Source organism: Candidatus Uabimicrobium amorphum (assembly GCF_009002475.1).
Classification (GTDB): Bacteria; Planctomycetota; Uabimicrobiia; order Uabimicrobiales; family Uabimicrobiaceae; genus Uabimicrobium; species Uabimicrobium amorphum.
In genome coordinates, this window is sequence record NZ_AP019860.1 from 4,260,260 (window position 1) to 4,277,199 (window position 16,940).

Below are 16,940 nucleotides of genomic sequence, written 5' to 3' on the forward strand. Positions count from 1 at the left end.
GCTTTATAGTATATGTGTACCTTCAGAGTACTTTTGGTGTAAAAAAAAATTTTTTGTTAAAAAATTTTGTTTTCTTATCGTCTAAAATCATACAATAGAATTAGATGAAAATAATCTATGATAACACTTTTAGGAAGGTGTATAAAAAATGAGATTTTGTCTGCTATTTTTTACCATTATTAGCTGTATTTTGGCAGAAAAAAAAATAGGTGAACTTTATATTTTTGAATCTCCTGAATTGGTAGAAAGAAAAGAACTAAAAGACCATAGTATACATGGAATGGTAGATTTAGAACTCGATTATGATACACTTCACTCTATTTATACTAAAAATACAAAAAAGGTTGAAGATGGTTATTTTTCTCAGAAAATAACTGTTGCTGAAAAAAAAGATAAAGCGTTATACCATATAGTTTATGATCATTGGCTTGCAGGAGAATTATTCAAGCTTGAGGAAAAGCATCAAAAAGTGAATAAAAAATGGTGGCCTTGTTCAACTAAGCTTGTTTTTCCTAAAAAAGAAAAAACAAATATGTGGATTGTCGAAAAAAATTTAATTCGCGACACAAAAAATTCATGGATTGGAAAACGTTTAGAGCATTTACAAATGATGTTTGCGTTTATTGATATGGGTAACAGTCAAAGCCGTTTGTTTTTCCATATGGTTGTCGATGCTCAAGGATGTCGAACCACAAATGAGTGTAAAAAACAAATGCGAAAGACTTTGGGACGATTACTGTCTTTAGTGGAAAAACACCAAGAGAACTAGGGCGTGCCATCAATTGTGCTTTAGAATTATTTATGGTAATAAAAATAGCTGCTATGTAAGCAGCTATAAAAGACCATAAAATTATAATTCTGTTTAAGTGTTACTAGTGAGCGCTAGCTAAATCATCGTTTTTTGCGCTACTTCTAATTTTTAATTCATTTGCAATCCCTGATATTGTGTATATTAAAAATGTGGAACACAACAAAACTGTGATCAAGGAAAAGTAGTATATAATTAGTGCAAGTAAAGATGCATATACGACCAGTTGTAAAAATAAAGGGCGCTTTTTGAATAGAAAAGCTCCTGCATGCAAATAACGTATTTGACTCACCATGAGGCAACCTAATATTCCTGTGGTAATTAATAGCGCTATCTTATACGTATTTTCTGGTACATACATATTTATGGAAACGGTTTTTGCCACAAGTACTAAAGAAGCCAGTACACCAGCAGCGGCAGGAGTTGCCAAACCATAAAAATAAGTATGTGAATCGTTTTCATCTGTTTCGACATTAAATTTTGCTAAACGTACGGCGGAACAAATAACAAAAAATAAACACAATCCCCATACAATTTTTTGCGACCACAAAAATTCTTCCGTGAGAATAAAGGTTTTTACTAAAAACGCAGGAGCAACTCCGAAGGAAATCATGTCTGCTAAAGAGTCGAGTTGGATACCAAAATCGCTACTTCCATTGGTCATACGTGCAACTTTACCATCAAACATGTCGAAAATCATCCCCAGAAATATCAGCCATGCTGCTGCCAAAATTTTTTCATCAGCAATGTAACTGATAGCTAAAAATCCACAAAATAAATTACCTAAAGTAATGAGCGTAGGCCAGACTTTGCTATCAATTTTTTTTTCTTTCATTTTATTGTGGCGGATTCTCCAACCACCCTCCTAAAGCAGGTTTATTATTTTAATAATTAGACCAAGTGTAGGTACTTGCAAAATGTATACCCAAAACTGTATACAACACCTAAATAATTTTTTGATGTTTACTACACGCAAAATTTTAACAGAGAGTTAACTCTATGAAAGCGTGTCATATTTTAAATCTCTTACTTGAGAAACGATGACTTTCTGGATTTATTTTATAATCTACGCGGAAAAAGACAATAAAATATTTTGTATATCTTGGTGCAGTTAAAATCTTGCGTAGCAATAAAAATATTGCACCTGTGTTGTTGCCCTATGTTTTGCTAAAACTATATTGGTATTTTTATCATCCTATTTTAATTTGTGTTCGCTGTTTTGGGGGATTTTAGGCGAAACAGCAATCCATGAAATCGTTTGGAGTGGAAAACCACGATGTATCCCACGACAGAACCTACAAATACAAATGGGTATAGATAAGGATAGTGTACATAGATCCAATTTACATAGAGTATCATTCCTAGGTCGAATAGGTAGTGAATTTTGACACGTAGTCGTGATATGTCGTAAGGGGATTTTTTCGAAAATAGAAATGGGACTATCATCCCTGGAAGACCACATTTACTGGTATTGTAAAATGGGCATCTACGACAAGTTGTGTTGAAAGTGTCATAGATCCAGGCAATGATAATAATTGTGGATATGATGCCATAGGTCATTGACAACAAAAATGATAAATATACGGTTCCAAATAAGAACGGCGGAACACCTATGCCAAACCATATGGTAAAGAATTTTCGATTTTTCCAAAACTTTTGCATTTTTACCTCTGTATTTTTTTGGGGGACCTATTTATTTTTTTTGAGTTCGTTGGGTTGAGAAGCATCCCACACCATAATGAAGGGACTGCTGCCTCCAAAATGATGTGTGTCGTCACCGCCAACAGCGACGATTTTATCTCCGCTGCGATCAAAGGAACAAAAAGTAAAAACACCGGAAGTGGTTAGGGTAAAATAAGGATTTATCGTACGGGACTTATCTATTTGCGTTCCTGTCTTTGGCCAGAAATGAATGGAGCCATCTTCACCACAACTTATCATACGACCATTGTTCGGATCTTTTGCCATATGCGATACCTTTAGAGTGTGCCCGACGAGTTCTGCGACTTTTTGTAAGGTGTCTGTTACAATTTTGTATTTGGTAATTTTATTTTGGTTGCTTAAAAAAATATAGTTTGCTTTGGTTTGTGGATCATATTCCAAAAAGCATTTGCCATTACTGGATTTTACATCAAAGATGTTTTCCAGTTGCATTGTATTTGTGTTGAACAAATACAGCCAACGATTCGTCGTAGTAATTGCGACGAGATTTTTTTTATTAAAAGATATGTGGGTGAGATTGCCTCTTTCATTTATTTGCATCTTTGCAAATTTCGGATTGTTGTTGATAAAGTAATTTATTTTGTAACTTTTCTTTTTGCCAATGAGACCCTGGTCATTCAATTGCAAGATGTGTATTTGCGCTCTATCACTTACCGCAATGATTTGTGTTTCGTTGTTTACCAATGCAAATTTTGCTATCTTTATTTTATTCATGATCGAATTTATTTGTAACCTTTGGAATTTTTGCAAGTCGCAAACATTGATAGACCCGTCAAACCCTGAGGTATATAGAATTTGTTTTTTACTGATTTGTGCATGACTTACATTGGAAAGATGCATGAACACTTCGTGACGGTTGTTTACTTTCGCTTTTTCTCCTGATTTACTATTTAAAAGAATTACCGACGTTAACGAAGAAGTGATTACCGTATCTTTTTGGTTATGAAAGAGGGCGAATAAGGCGGCATTCTTTAAACTTTTCTTGAGAGGTTTTTTGTATATTTTTGTATTCCAAAACTTTATACCGTCGCCTGCTGAGTAAATACTTTTGTTGTTTGCGAAGATACAAGTATTTACTTTGGTATGTCCACTAAAAATCATATCGTTTTTGGATAATGCCAATTCTATTTTGTTGTTGCGTTTTATTATTTTTATTTTCCACAAGTGGATTTGACCATTTTCTGTTCCTAGAATGATTTGTGTACCATCGTGGCTAAAGTCCAAGCTGTTAATGCGACTTTCTGTATTTAAAGTTTTCAACGATTGTTGTTCTTTTTGTCGTTTGCGATTTAGCGGATTCCATATATTGTAGTCCCAAAAATGTACGGTTCTTCCGCTAGCACTTGCAATAAGTCTGCTGTTTTTGGGGTGTACTTTACAACTAAGTATCCGCGCTTCATGAGGCCCGAAAAAGCGTGTTTTTTTCGTTTTACTGTAAGCATAGACATACCTATCATCGGCGGCGCCAATAATGATTTTTTGGTCACTACTAAAATCGCAACTGACAAAATGAGCGTCGATGAACTTTCGGTAGAGTTTATCGCGACGATCTGTATCCATGCCTAAGTATTCTTTGGGAATGGAAAATCTTTTCACAATTGTGTTGCTGTTTGTGTTTATGACCAACAACGACTGGACGAAATTTGTGAAGTTTTCGCTACGTACTTCGTTTATTGTTTGTCGCGCGACAAGCAGTTTTGAGCCGTCGCTGCTGAATACTAAGTCTTGAATTTGTTGCCCTGTGTTACTAAATCTACCGCGGTGAGTTTTTGGTTTTGATTCCGCTACGTTGATCTGTTTTTTTTCAAAAGTTTTGGTATTCCAAATAAAAATACTGCCAAATAAATCTCCGACAGCAACTTGTAAACCGTCAGGACTGATGGCACAGCATTTTGTATATTTACCAGTGAATAGTAGTTTGGTTGTTTTTTTTTCTATATCAAATAGAAATGCGCCTTCCTCGTCTATTGCGATGAGCAAATTGTTACTCATGTCAATTTTTCTTATCGTTTGTGAAAAAATCTGCTGTTGTTCATAATGTTGACGATTTTTTTGCCAGCGATATTCCCAAAACGTTTCTGCTTTGGGCATACTTTTTTTAGCTTGTTTTAAAGCAATATTCACATCTGCAATGCGATTATTGTCGTTGTGTCCTTTGGCAAGGCCTATACTGGCTTTGTATAGGGCTTCTTCGGCTTTTCGACGTTCGCGTTCTGCCTCTTTCTGCGCTTCTTCGGCGATGAATCGCGCTTCCTCTGCATCTTTGAGTGCTTCTTCGGCAATGACTCGTGCATCTTCCGCCTCTTTTTTGGCTTCTAGTGCTTTTTGTCGTTGCTGTTCCGCAGTTTGCCTTGCTTTAAATTCTTCTCGTTTTCCTGATTCCGCCAATACGGCAATGGCCGACAGACTCGCAAAGGCGAATAACATAAAAAGTGTTAGCATTTTATTACGTGCAATACTCTTTTTTATACGAATCCATCTGGTGATCGGCTGTGCCTTTACTGGGCGGTTATGTACGAAGTTTTCTAAATCATCGGCGAGTTGTTTCGCTGTTTGGTAGCGTTTCTCTGCTTTTTTGTGCAAACATTTTAAACAAATGGCTTCTAGGTCTTTGGGAATATCTGGATTTAGAAGGCGTAATTCTATCGGATCTTCGGTAAACACTTGACATAGAAGGTTCATGGAATCTTCACCTTGAAAGGGTGGTCTTTTGCACAAAACTTCATATAACGAAGCACCCAAGGAATAAATATCGCTCCGCGCATCGGTCTCTTTGCCATTTGCTTGTTCGGGGGACATGTAACATAGTGTTCCCAATACATTACCTGTTGTCGATACTTTTTCTTCACTCTCTACATCTTTAGCCAAACCGAAGTCCATAATTTTTGGCTCTTTGTTGCGTTCCATCATGATATTTGATGGTTTGATGTCGCGATGAATAATTCCCTGTTTGTGCGCGTAATGTATTGCTTTACTACACTTTGCCATGATAATGGCCGCTTTTTGTGGCGTTAGGTTTCTGCTACGAATCAAAGCGGATAGGGATCTTCCTTGTACGAGTTCCATGGTAAAATAATTTTGTGGTTGTGATCCGATTTCATAGACTTCAACAATATTCGGATGCTTTAGTGAGGCAGTGGCGCGCGCTTCTGTCAAAAAACGTTGGACTTGTTTTTCGCTTAAGGCACCGGAGCCTATGATCACTTTTAATGCCACACTACGTCCCAAACGATCATCGCGAACTTGATATACCGCTCCCATTCCCCCCTGACCTAATTTTTTTTCTATGATATAATGATGAAAAGTATCATTTATATCTAGAGTTGCACGCGGATAACTTTGGACAGTACTACTTGTGAATAAGGCACTCCCATTGCTTAGGTGACTAATCGGGGGCGCTGTGGGGGAATCATGCATGGTTATGTCTGTGTTTTGTAATTGTGGCAAGTTACCTATATTGCTAACAGGTGGTGTATTTGTTATTTTGTCAGAATGTGTAGCATTGCTCAGTGGTTGGTTGCCCATTTCTTTGATAAGATTGTGAATGGATAGCGCTTGCTGAGGGGTGATAAAGCCGAGTTTGATGGTTACTTGACTCAATGTGAAATTTTTCCCCTGCTTTTTCAATTGTTCTTGAACCGTGTGGCAATTTTTCAACTTTTTTTGATCAATAAGACGTAACTCTAGTACTTTGTTGGCAAATAAAACATCTTTGTTGTCCATGGGGGAATACCTTAATAAGTAGCATGCTCAGAGTGTTATATCAGGATAATCAATTCCATGACAATTGTGTAGAGAAAAATGATATTGCATTTTTATTGAGATTTATATTGCGAGGATAAAAAATGATTCATCGTAAGAAATTACTTCGTTCTAAGTGGACGGCTATAAATCCACAAAACAAAGAAAAGCATTTTATTGTTACACAATGTTTTAAAGAGAAAGGTGATAAAATAAAAACTGTAAAGCTCGAAGCCGTTTACAGCAAAAAATCTTCCTTCATCGAATGGAGTGAGTTACAAGACAATGAAAAGTGGTTGCAAGGTTGGCAGTAGTCGTTATTCTATTTAAAATCACAAGGATTTGTTGTGATTTGCCATTTTTTTTGTAAAAAAACTAGGGAGTGTCATCAATTAACCTTCATTCACTATTGAGCCTTTCTAAATACTAGCGTCGTTGCTCCTTATTTAAATAACCTAGCTATGATGCATACGGAGCGCCTAGCTAGAATTTACAATGACTTTAATATTAAATAAACTTTAATTGATGATACACCCTAGAAGTTGTTATGATAAATGTTATTTGATGTGGTTTTACTAGGAGAAAATTTATGCAGGGAACAATTGGTATTCGTAAAGAAGAAAAAGATCGCAGAGTTGCATTAACACCTAAACAAATTCAACAGCTTCAAGAACAAGGTGTAAGTACTATTGTGGAGTCTTCTAGTAAGCGCGCTTTTGTTGGTGACGATTATGCGCAGGTGGGAGCAACTGTTGGTACCGATTTATCTTCATGTAACATTATTTTTGGTGTAAAAGAAGTGCCTATTGAGTGTTTATTACCTGGAAAAACATATTGTTTTTTTTCTCACACAATTAAAGGTCAAAGTCATAATATGCCCTTATTGCAACAGATCCTGACGGGTAAAAATTCACTTTTTGATTACGAGCGCGTGGTGAATGACAAAGGGTTTCGCCTTATTGCATTTGGTAAATTTGCGGGTTTTGCAGGCATGATTGATTCTCTTTGGGCTTATGGACAGAGATTGCACCGTGAGAATGTGTCGAATCCACTGGCGAAAGTGAAACAGGCGAATGAATACGATAGTTTAGAAGCCGCAAAAAATGCGATTCGCGAAGTGGGACAAGAAATTTCGCAAAATGGGTTACCGGCAGAGATTACACCGCTAGTGTGTGGTTTTACGGGAAGTGGTCGTGTTTCGCAAGGTGCGAGAGAAATCTACGATCTTTTACCTATTGTTGAAATTACCCCAGAAGAGTTACTTTCTTCTTCTTTTCTGAATGAAAATTCGAATAAAGTTGTTTACAAGGTCCATTTTGCCGACGATAAAATTGTCGTTCCGAAAGAAAAAGATAAAGCTTGTGATTTCAATGAATATTTAGAGTCACCCGAAAAATACGAAAGTTGTTTTGCCCAGTATGCCGCGCATCTTTCCATTTTAATAAATGGAATTTACTGGGAACCCCGTTATCCACGTTTATTGACCATAGACAACCTGAAAGATTTATATTCGCAAGAAAATCCACGTTTGAAAGTAATTGGTGACATTACTTGTGATATTGGTGGATCAGTTGAGTTTACTGTAAAAGCTACGAAAACCGTAAATCCTGTTTTTGTGTATGACCCTTTTGTTCAAAAAGATGTGGATGGTTTTGAAGGAAAAGGAGTCGTGGTCTTGGCGGTGGACAATCTACCGGGAGAGATTCCCAAAGAATCCTCGGCGACATTTGGTGAAGGTTTGTTGCCTTTTGTTGCGCAATTAGCAAAAGCCGATTACAGTGTGCCTTTTTCTGATTTAGATATTCCTGAACCTTTTAAAAGAGCAATGATTGTACACAATGGACAATTGACCGAAGAATATACTTATTTACAGAGGTATCTTTCGTAGGATAAGAAAATGAAAAGAATATTAGTTATTGGAGCAGGACTTTCTAGCTCATCTCTTATTGAATACTTAAAGAAAAATGCTGTTCGTGAAGATTGGAACATCGTTGTCGGTGATTTGTCTCTGGAACTTGCTCAGTCTAAAGTGGAAGATTGTGAAAGGGCCACGGCAATTCATTTTGACGTTACCAATGATATTCAACGTTTGAATGAAGTTAGTCGTTCGGATTTTGTGATTTCGATGTTACCTGCTCATATGCATGTCAAAGTGGCAAGTGACTGTGTTGGTTTACGCAAGCATATGGTGACCGCATCGTATGTTTCTCCAGAGATGAGGGAATTGGACGAAGAAGCCAAAAAAGCCAATGTGATTTTAATGAACGAAATTGGAGTTGATCCTGGAATCGATCATCTTTCCGCGATGCGCGTTCTTGATGAAATTCGCGATGCAGGTGGTGAAATTGAAGCGTTTGAAACGTTTACGGGAGGTTTGGTGGCACCAGAGAGTGATAATAATCCGTGGAATTATAAATTTACCTGGAATCCGCGTAACGTAGTTCTCGCAGGGCAAGGTATAGTCAAATTTATCCAGGAAGGTTGTTACAAGTACATTCCTTATCATCGTTTATTTCGCAGAGTGGAGATGTTGGAAATTGAGGGATATGGAAAATTTGAAGGGTATGCGAATCGCGATTCACTATCCTACCGTGAAATTTACAATTTACAAGATGTAAAGACCATGTACCGTGGAACATTGCGCCGCCCTGGTTTTTGTCGTGCGTGGAATGTGTTTGTACAGTTGGGAGCCACCAATGACAGCTACGTCATGGAAAATTCGGAAACAATGACACATCGCGAGTTTATCAATTCTTTTCTTCTTTATAATCCCAGTGACTCAGTGGAATTAAAATTACAACACTACCTTGGAATTTATCAAGATGATGTGGCATTGTGGGAAAAACTAGAGTGGTTGGGAATTTTTGAAGACACGCCCTTGGGTATTCCCAACGCAACCCCTGCGCAGGCTTTACAGTGCATACTGGAAAAGAAATGGAAACTCGACCCCGGGGACAAAGACATGATCGTTATGCTACATAAATTTATTTATCAATTGGATGGCAAGCGCTATGAGATTAATTCTTCGATGGTAACCAAAGGTGAAAATCAAGTTCATACAGCGATGGCACGTACTGTTGGACTTCCAGTGGCGATTGTTTCACGTTTGATTTTAAATGAGACAATTACGACACCTGGAGTGCACATTCCTATCTACAAAGAAATTTACGAGCCGGTGCTGAAAGAATTAAATGAAAATGGTATCTATTTTACCGAAAAAAAAATGGAGTTGTAATACCGACAGGTGGCGTCAATTAAATTTTGTTAATGGATGATACTCTAGTCAAAGTATTGCATGAAATGAATAAATAGAAAGGGTTCCTGTGAGCAATCAAGAAGGGCAAGAAAACAAATTTGTGGTATACCTGGAAGGCTTTGGATGTTTTGTTTTTTTTATCGGCCTAGTGGTGGGGTTTCTATTTCTGGCCATGAAAATGTACAAACAATATGAGAAAAGTCAAGCAAACGCGCGCGTTGTTGAAAGTCGTAGCAAAAAAAGCCGTTTTTCAAAGTCACCAGAAAAAAAACGTGCAAAACAGAAGACCGAACAGAAGAAAGAGTCTTTCGAATCGCGAAGAAGTGAAGTTATTTTTCGGACCTTTGTTGAATCAGTGAGAAATGCCCAAAGTGAAGAACAAGTAAACCAGATATTTGATTACTTTGTTCGTAAGATCCCAATGTCTCAATCTGACAAAGAGCGTATGAGAAAATTTGCTGATTTGCGCATTAAACAACTTACAAAATAAAACACATAGAATAATGGAAAAATCATGGCTAAAATACTAAAAATAAATCTTGCGGTTATGTTTTTTTACAATCTCATTATACATGCCATCTATACTCCTCTTGTTCGGGGGCAGGAACACTATACGTTGGGAATTCTGTTTTTGTTAGCTTTGATTACAGGACTTCACGCAATTATTTGTCTAATCTTGGCAATTAAAGAAAAAGTGAAGCCTCCCATCGATCGCGAATCCCATGCTTTGTACTACTTGGCAGCAGCAGCAATTGTTTTAATCGTAGGTTTTGGCACTTGTTTTGCTGGTATCATTGTGGAAGAAAAATTTTATTAAGTTTTTCTATCCCAAAGTGACTTAATTTTACCCAAGTGAATCTTTACGTTTTGTTTTGGACAAGTGAGACATCGCATGCAACTACCGTTTGATTTTAAAATAGCGGGTGTACATATTGACTCGCATTTGTTGTTTGAAATTCTCGCATACATTATTGCATATCGCTATTACATATATTTGCGTAGTGGTTGCCAAGATAAGATACATTCCAAAAATCGCATTGCAATTATTGTGGGAGCTGCAGTAGGTGCTTTAGTACTTTCAAAGGTTTTGGGGGTTCTAGAGCATCCACAGTTTTTTACGCTACCGTTTTCGAAAAAAATTTTGTTTTTTATGTCGACAAAAACGATTGTGGGTGGGCTTCTTGGTGGCTTAATAGGTGTTGAGTGGACAAAAAAAATCATTGGAGAAAAGAATTCATCTGGCGACTTATTTTGTTTTCCCATCATTCTTGGTATGATTGTGGGACGCATCGGTTGTTTTTTGTCAGGTATTGAGGATGGAACTCACGGAATCGAAACAACATTTTTCTTGGGAATGGATTTAGGAGATGGTCTTAGACGACACCCCACCGCTTTATATGAAATATTTGTGTTGTTGAGTATATGGGGAACTCTATTAATTGTACGCCGTGAAAAATCTCTTCGCGATGGCTTTTTGTTTGAGCTATTTATGATTTTTTATCTTGGATGGCGTCTATTTATTGAGTTTTTTAAACCCGTTTATTACTACGAATCGTTGGGGGTGTCGGCGATTCAGATGGCGTGTATTTGTGGACTACTTTATTACTTGTATAAGCAGTTTTCTTTCACCAAACAAAAAACTAATTAGGTGTCAGATGCTCTCTAAGAGGAGAAGTCCACCTGAGACAAAGAGAATATATTATGGCAACGAGAAACTATATTTATTATGAGCTTACAAACAGTGTCTGTAGTCAATGTTTAAAAAAATTAGAGGCAAAGATTGTCTTTCAAAATGACCGCGTATATATGCTAAAGAATTGTTTGGAGCATGGGCGCGAAAAAGTTCTCATTTCTAGTGATGTGGAATACTATAAAAAATGTCGTGATTTTAATAAACCTGGGGACCTACCTCTGAAATTTAATACACAAGTTAAGTATGGATGTCCCTACGATTGCGGCTTATGCCCTGATCATGAACAGCACTCTTGTCTAACACTTATCGAGGTGACAGATCGCTGCAATTTGACATGTCCGACTTGTTATTCCGTTTCGGGACCAAACATCGGTAAACATCGTACATTAGAAGAAATTGAACGTATGTTAGACATTGTTGTGGCAAATGAAGGTGAGCCAGATGTTGTACAGATTAGTGGCGGAGAACCGACCGTACACCCTGATTTTTTTACCATTCTCGATATGGCCAAACAAAGACCTATTCGCCATCTAATGGTCAATACCAATGGAATACGTATCGCCAAAGATAAAAAGTTTGTGGAAAAACTCGCTACGTATATGCCCGGTTTTGAGATTTATTTACAATTTGACTCTTTTGATCCGGAAGTGTTGAAATCTTTACGTGGACAAGATCTAAGAGAAATGCGCGAGCAAGCAATGCGCCACTTGAATGAGTTTGATATTTCTACTACTTTGGTTGTTACTCTACAAAAAGGTTTGAACGATACAGAGGTGGGCAAAATTTTAGATTATGCCGTTAAGCAGGATTGTGTTCGCGGTGTCACGTATCAGCCAACGCAAATCGCCGGTAGATTAGATAATTTTGATCCTCAGAAAGACCGTGTAACTCTTGGCGAAGTAAGAACATCTATTCTTGAACAGTCCAGCTTGTTTTCTCCACAAGATATTGTACCTGTTCCTTGTCATCCCGATGCAATTGCCATGGCCTACGCTTTCAAAATAGGCGGTGAAGTGATACCTTTAACTCGTTATTTTGACCCCCAAGATCTATTGACCACTTCGCAAAACACCATAAATTTTGAAAACCTCCCTGAAATACGCGAAAAAATGAAAAATATCTTTAGCACGGGAGCTTCGAATGAGAGTGCGTCAAGTGAATTACAATCCATAATGTGTTGCCTTCCACAGATAGACCTTCCGCAACTTAGCTACCGAAACTTATTTCGCATTATAATTATGCAATTTTATGATGCTTACAACTTTGATGTGCGTGGAGTGAAAAAATCCTGTGTTCATATTGTCCATAAGGATGGACGCATTATTCCTTTTGACACTATGAATTTGTTCTACCGCGATGAAAAAGTTTTAGAGCAACTAATCAATTAATTCGGTAAAAAGAGATAACACTCAGAAACATTTGTAGAAGGGAATATTGGTGAGTATTTCACAAAATCACGTTTTTGACAACTATCAAATCCTTGATGAAATTGGACGTGGCGGAATGGGGGTTGTCTACAAATGTAAGGAAATGAGTTCTCAGCGTATTTTCGCGGTAAAATTTTTGTTGCAAAACAATAAGGCGATTTCGCAAAAAAGATTTTTGCGTGAAGCGAAGATATTGGGAAATTTACATCATCCCAATATTATCTCTGTCTATAACGCTGGAGTATACGAAGGACATTTATATATCGTCATGGAGTTGTTACGAGGACAAACTTTAGATGATTTTGTGTGGGAAAATTGGTCTATTCGTGAACGAGTAATGATTATTGAAAAAATAGCTGTTGCACTGAACTATGCCCACGAAAAAGATGTGATTCATCGTGATCTTAAACCATCAAATATTTTTATCGAAGAAAATGGTAACCCTAAGATATTGGATTTTGGACTTGCAAAATCTACAAAACTTACCAAGGAACAATTAACGCAAACCCATGAGGTTATGGGGTCACCTCATTATATGTCTCCGGAACAGGTTCGTGGTAGAGCAGTTGATCAACGAACGGATATTTACTCTCTTGGTTGTATTTTATTTGAAGTGCTTAGCGGCGAGAAAATGACGCAGGGAAGTACGGTTGTGGAAATTTTTTATAATTTACGTATGGGAAAGCGTCGTTCTCTTAAGAAGTTGGTGCCTAATGTTCCTAAGGCCCTCGATTGCATTTGTGCACAGGCAACGCGTGAGCGTAGATTTCGTTACTGGAAGATGAAGGAATTTCTCGAAGATTTACGTCGATATTTACAAGGCCGTCGTGTTTGGGATCGTAGTAAGACTTATGCTGTAGCCATTTGTTTTATTCTATTCACCATGCTTTTTACATTTAAAATGTTACAAACTACCGGCAAAACACAACAGACAACGATTGACAAAATCGTAAAACCTTCGAGTGACATCCACATACACATAAAGGCAATAAAAAAAGAAATATCTCGGGGGGACTATATAACGGCTTTTTATTCCTACCAAGAAGCTCTCCGGTTATTTCCGCAACACCAAAAAAAAATGTTTCCTTTGCAATTACTTACTTTACTGGGTTCAAAGCAATATGGTCAAATTGTGTCTAAGCACTCTAACGTTGCTCATAATAATCAGCCTGTTGTACTGTTGGCTATTGCAGAGAGTTGTTTGCACTACCATTTTTATAAGCGAGCAAAGCGTGTATTAGAAAATAGTACTGTCTTTTCTAAAGAAGAATATCGTTCTGGTATATCGCAGCAAGATGCTTTACTCTTTTTAAGAGCAAAAATTTTTTACCAGGAGCGCATTGCGAATATCAATATAAACGTGCAATTACAGAAGCAGTTTTCACAGCTTCTGCAAACTATAGCACCTCAAAATCGTGAGAAACTCGCAAATGTTTACCCCGAGTACTATCATTACCTGGGAGAGGTATCTTTGCAAGAAAAGAATTTTGAGGAAGCTTTTCTGTACATGCATAAATCTTATCACCTTAGTTTTGATCCCCTCACGCGAATTCGAATGTTGGAATGTGTACCAAAAATTAAACGAAGCCGTGGAACACTGCACATTCAAAATTTGGATTTGTACACATACTTATGTGAACTTCTAATGAAATTAATTGAAGAGGAACCTATGGTCGCCCGACATCACTACTGGTTAGGAAGGATACATTGGTTAAAAGGGAAAACGAGTTTGGCGTGTAAAAGTTTGCAGCGATCCGTTGAGTTGGGGTTTCAAGACTCTAGAGTACTTAATTTATTACTGCAAATTAGTGCAAAACACATTGTGCGTAATCAGAATATACTCGAATTGTTTATTAAACGATTTTCGATATACGAAAGAATAGCAAGTCCAGATATGATAAATTTTTATGTCGCGAAACAAAGGCAAATATCATATGTGGCCGATTATCGTTTGCATCAGGAACGATTGCGTAACTACCAAAAGAATAAGAAGCAAATTTATAAAATCTTTGAAAAAAGTCATCCGGAAGCCGCAAAAACAATTTTATATTTATTGCCAGCAGCGCCAGAGGTACTTAAACCACTGCAACGTGATTTTCCTAAGCTATTTGATAAGTCGATAAAGCAATTTTATTACAACAAGAAAATGCAACTGTATTGCTACTATTTGCTATACTTGTATAATCATCGTGATATAGAAATGGAAAGTACTATAAGTAAAAATGCATCGCATATCTTTTATGGTATTTTATGTGACGAACAGCAATCTGTTTTACTGCGTTATCTGGCGATAAATATTTTGCTACGTGTTTGTAATTTCGAAACCATACAAAAATGGGGCGAAAAAATTTCTGGTAGTGGTCAATTCATTTATCATTTAGCCTTGTTTAAAGAGCGTCTTTACCAATTCGAAAAAGCGGAGTTTCAAACTCTGTGGCAATGGGCCGAACACAACGCTCCTTCTGGCGATCGGCCCATTCTGCAAGCGTTGATTTACGATATTTTGCTCAAAAGGGGAAGTGATCTTTTAATAAATAGACCCGCGAAAACATATTTAAATATGATATACGTATACTCGCGTACACAAGATGACAAACTATATATGCAAAGTAGGCAATATCTTCTAAATCAAATACAGCAGCCTTTTGAGGGCTACCATTCGACGATATACTATTATTTATTACAGCGCTGTAACTTGTGGTTAGAGAAAAACAATGATATTTTAAAAATCGGTCTGAAAAAGAAATTGTTCCAAAAATTAGCTTTACAGTTTTTACTCAAAAATGTAGATGAACGCAAATCGCGCGATTATAGTTCGTTGCGAAAACAAATTTATAATATAATGCTAGACGCATCCGATATTGATACTGCAATTATTGCGGGAAAAGTGTGGTGTTGTTTACTCAAAGGTGAGAAAGACTATCATCGACAAATTAATATATTTTTAAATGAAAGTCGCATTTCTTATTTTGCTCGGGCAATGATTTATTTTTATTCATTGAACGACACTAGTGTATCAGCATATTTTCAGAAATATTTGGTAAAAAAAAGTTCTGATGAGTTACACAATACATTGAGACTTGTTGACGGTATAAACGTTGTGGATCAGAATCTCTTACAAGGACTTATTTTGAAGTTTCAACAACATGTGTTTTCCATGGCCGATTTCTACCGATTACTAGATGATCCTAAGCAAGCAGGATTACATCGGCAATTGCTAAGTAATTACTTAACTAGTCCTGTTGGTGAACAAATAATTGATTTTCCTATTCGTATATTTTGTGAAAATCCCAAACCGCGAACTATGTTTCTTGTGAAAAAGTTACGCAAAAAATTACCAAAGTTAGAACAACGCGAGAAGCAAGCACGTTTGCAAAAGCGCAAACAAATCCGTCTGTTATTGAATGCTCACCTTGCAAAACAAAGAGAGAAACCAGGGGAGCGGCAGTTGGCGTTGTGGATGAGTAAAGCTATTTATTTACGTGACAATGCTATTGCGCGAGAATATAAAAAATGGCAAAAATTGAATACTCAAAGAAAAAAAGACTTTGCCCAAGGATTTTACATGCGCCTAAAAACTGTTTTTATTCAGCATCAACGACGCGAATATATAAAGCAATTCTTAAAGTTTGGGCGACTTGTACATTCTTTTCCTTTAAATAAAAGTTATTTTGAAGACGACAGTTACCACAAATATCTCGTTTTTTTTCGTCAGCAAATAAAAGATAAGGATTTTCGCCAAAACGCTTTACTGGAATTAAACAGAGCCTACGATTTTGACCGCACATCTTGTCGGTACTTATTGGAAAGAGCTATTATTTACTGTTTTTTAGGAAAAAAGACACAAGCACTTCATTTATTAAATACAGCATTGGAAATAGATCCTCACGATATTTTTTGTCGATTAAAAAAAATCGAAATGGAAGTTTCGCAAAGAAATATACATCACCAGTTAGTCCATCATTTGGATGAGCTATTTGAAAAAACAACCCAGCGTTTTCTTTTGCTGCGTATTGCGAAGATTTACGAGCAAATGAACAATGTGAAGTCAGATGAGGTTTTTATAAAAAAAGCGCGATTCATTTATGAAAAATTGTATATGCAAGATGCATATGACGTAGAGATTCTAAAAAAACTTGTCGCAACTTATCCCAAAGACCATAGTTTATATAAAGTTTGGACAAATGCATTGCAAATTGTCGTTGGTGAAATTCAAAGTCACCAGTTACCCATCAATGTGAAGTAAAATGTGTAATTTGGATGATAATCTAGTTTAAATATTTGCCTTGATTT

12 protein-coding genes are annotated in these 16,940 nt (G+C 36.8%); 9 read left to right on the forward strand and 3 right to left on the reverse strand.

Annotated features, from left to right (window positions below; all coding sequences use genetic code 11):
- Positions 1-190 precede the first annotated feature (190 nt).
- Complete coding sequence (locus UABAM_RS15390) at positions 191-769, forward strand: hypothetical protein (protein ID WP_151968895.1); 579 nt, start codon at positions 191-193, stop codon at positions 767-769.
- A 103-nt stretch (positions 770-872) separates the two neighbouring features.
- On the opposite strand, the gene pssA is transcribed toward UABAM_RS15390, so the two are convergent.
- The 3 genes from pssA to UABAM_RS15405 all read right to left on the reverse strand — a co-directional run bounded on the left by pssA (position 873) and on the right by UABAM_RS15405 (position 6,253).
- Positions 873-1,643, reverse strand: coding sequence for a CDP-diacylglycerol--serine O-phosphatidyltransferase (gene pssA / locus UABAM_RS15395; RefSeq protein ID WP_151968896.1), 771 nt, complete (start codon positions 1,641-1,643; stop codon positions 873-875).
- A 365-nt stretch (positions 1,644-2,008) separates the two neighbouring features.
- Positions 2,009-2,470: a hypothetical protein gene (locus tag UABAM_RS15400; protein ID WP_151968897.1), complete on the reverse strand. Its 462-nt coding sequence runs from the start codon at positions 2,468-2,470 to the stop codon at positions 2,009-2,011.
- A 27-nt stretch (positions 2,471-2,497) separates the two neighbouring features.
- Positions 2,498-6,253, reverse strand: a complete 3,756-nt coding sequence (locus UABAM_RS15405) for a protein kinase domain-containing protein (RefSeq protein ID WP_151968898.1) — start codon at positions 6,251-6,253, stop codon at positions 2,498-2,500.
- 122 nt (positions 6,254-6,375) lie between these two features.
- On the opposite strand from UABAM_RS15405, the gene UABAM_RS15410 reads away from it, so the two are divergent.
- From UABAM_RS15410 to UABAM_RS15445, 8 genes are all read left to right on the forward strand, one after another.
- Positions 6,376-6,585 (forward strand): TIGR02450 family Trp-rich protein, encoded by a 210-nt coding sequence (locus UABAM_RS15410; RefSeq protein ID WP_151968899.1) that lies wholly within the window; start codon positions 6,376-6,378, stop codon positions 6,583-6,585.
- Positions 6,586-6,860: 275 nt separating this feature from the next.
- Positions 6,861-8,159, forward strand: coding sequence for a bifunctional lysine ketoglutarate reductase /saccharopine dehydrogenase family protein (locus tag UABAM_RS15415; RefSeq protein WP_151968900.1), 1,299 nt, complete (start codon positions 6,861-6,863; stop codon positions 8,157-8,159).
- Between the two features lie 9 nt (positions 8,160-8,168).
- On the forward strand, positions 8,169-9,506 hold the full coding sequence (locus UABAM_RS15420; protein WP_151968901.1) for a saccharopine dehydrogenase family protein: 1,338 nt from the start codon (positions 8,169-8,171) through the stop codon (positions 9,504-9,506).
- Between the two features lie 88 nt (positions 9,507-9,594).
- Positions 9,595-10,017, forward strand: coding sequence for a hypothetical protein (locus UABAM_RS15425; RefSeq protein WP_151968902.1), 423 nt, complete (start codon positions 9,595-9,597; stop codon positions 10,015-10,017).
- A gap of 24 nt (positions 10,018-10,041) precedes the next feature.
- Positions 10,042-10,344 (forward strand): hypothetical protein, encoded by a 303-nt coding sequence (locus UABAM_RS15430; protein ID WP_151968903.1) that lies wholly within the window; start codon positions 10,042-10,044, stop codon positions 10,342-10,344.
- Positions 10,345-10,419: 75 nt separating this feature from the next.
- Entirely contained in the window at positions 10,420-11,175 is a 756-nt protein-coding gene (locus tag UABAM_RS15435; protein WP_151968904.1) for a prolipoprotein diacylglyceryl transferase, read from the forward strand.
- A gap of 53 nt (positions 11,176-11,228) precedes the next feature.
- Positions 11,229-12,608: a radical SAM protein gene (locus tag UABAM_RS15440; RefSeq protein ID WP_151968905.1), complete on the forward strand. Its 1,380-nt coding sequence runs from the start codon at positions 11,229-11,231 to the stop codon at positions 12,606-12,608.
- 49 nt (positions 12,609-12,657) lie between these two features.
- Positions 12,658-16,893, forward strand: a complete 4,236-nt coding sequence (locus tag UABAM_RS15445; RefSeq protein WP_151968906.1) for a serine/threonine protein kinase — start codon at positions 12,658-12,660, stop codon at positions 16,891-16,893.
- Positions 16,894-16,940 lie beyond the last annotated feature (47 nt).

Coding starts and splice junctions, on each gene's coding strand:
- pssA (WP_151968896.1), bottom strand. CDS start 1,643: ATGAAAGAAAAAAAAATTGATAGCAAAGTCTGGCCTACGCTCATTACT.
- UABAM_RS15420 (WP_151968901.1), top strand. CDS start 8,169: ATGAAAAGAATATTAGTTATTGGAGCAGGACTTTCTAGCTCATCTCTT.
- UABAM_RS15410 (WP_151968899.1), top strand. CDS start 6,376: ATGATTCATCGTAAGAAATTACTTCGTTCTAAGTGGACGGCTATAAAT.
- UABAM_RS15405 (WP_151968898.1), bottom strand. CDS start 6,253: ATGGACAACAAAGATGTTTTATTTGCCAACAAAGTACTAGAGTTACGT.
- UABAM_RS15440 (WP_151968905.1), top strand. CDS start 11,229: ATGGCAACGAGAAACTATATTTATTATGAGCTTACAAACAGTGTCTGT.
- UABAM_RS15430 (WP_151968903.1), top strand. CDS start 10,042: ATGGCTAAAATACTAAAAATAAATCTTGCGGTTATGTTTTTTTACAAT.
- UABAM_RS15415 (WP_151968900.1), top strand. CDS start 6,861: ATGCAGGGAACAATTGGTATTCGTAAAGAAGAAAAAGATCGCAGAGTT.
- UABAM_RS15435 (WP_151968904.1), top strand. CDS start 10,420: ATGCAACTACCGTTTGATTTTAAAATAGCGGGTGTACATATTGACTCG.
- UABAM_RS15400 (WP_151968897.1), bottom strand. CDS start 2,470: ATGCAAAAGTTTTGGAAAAATCGAAAATTCTTTACCATATGGTTTGGC.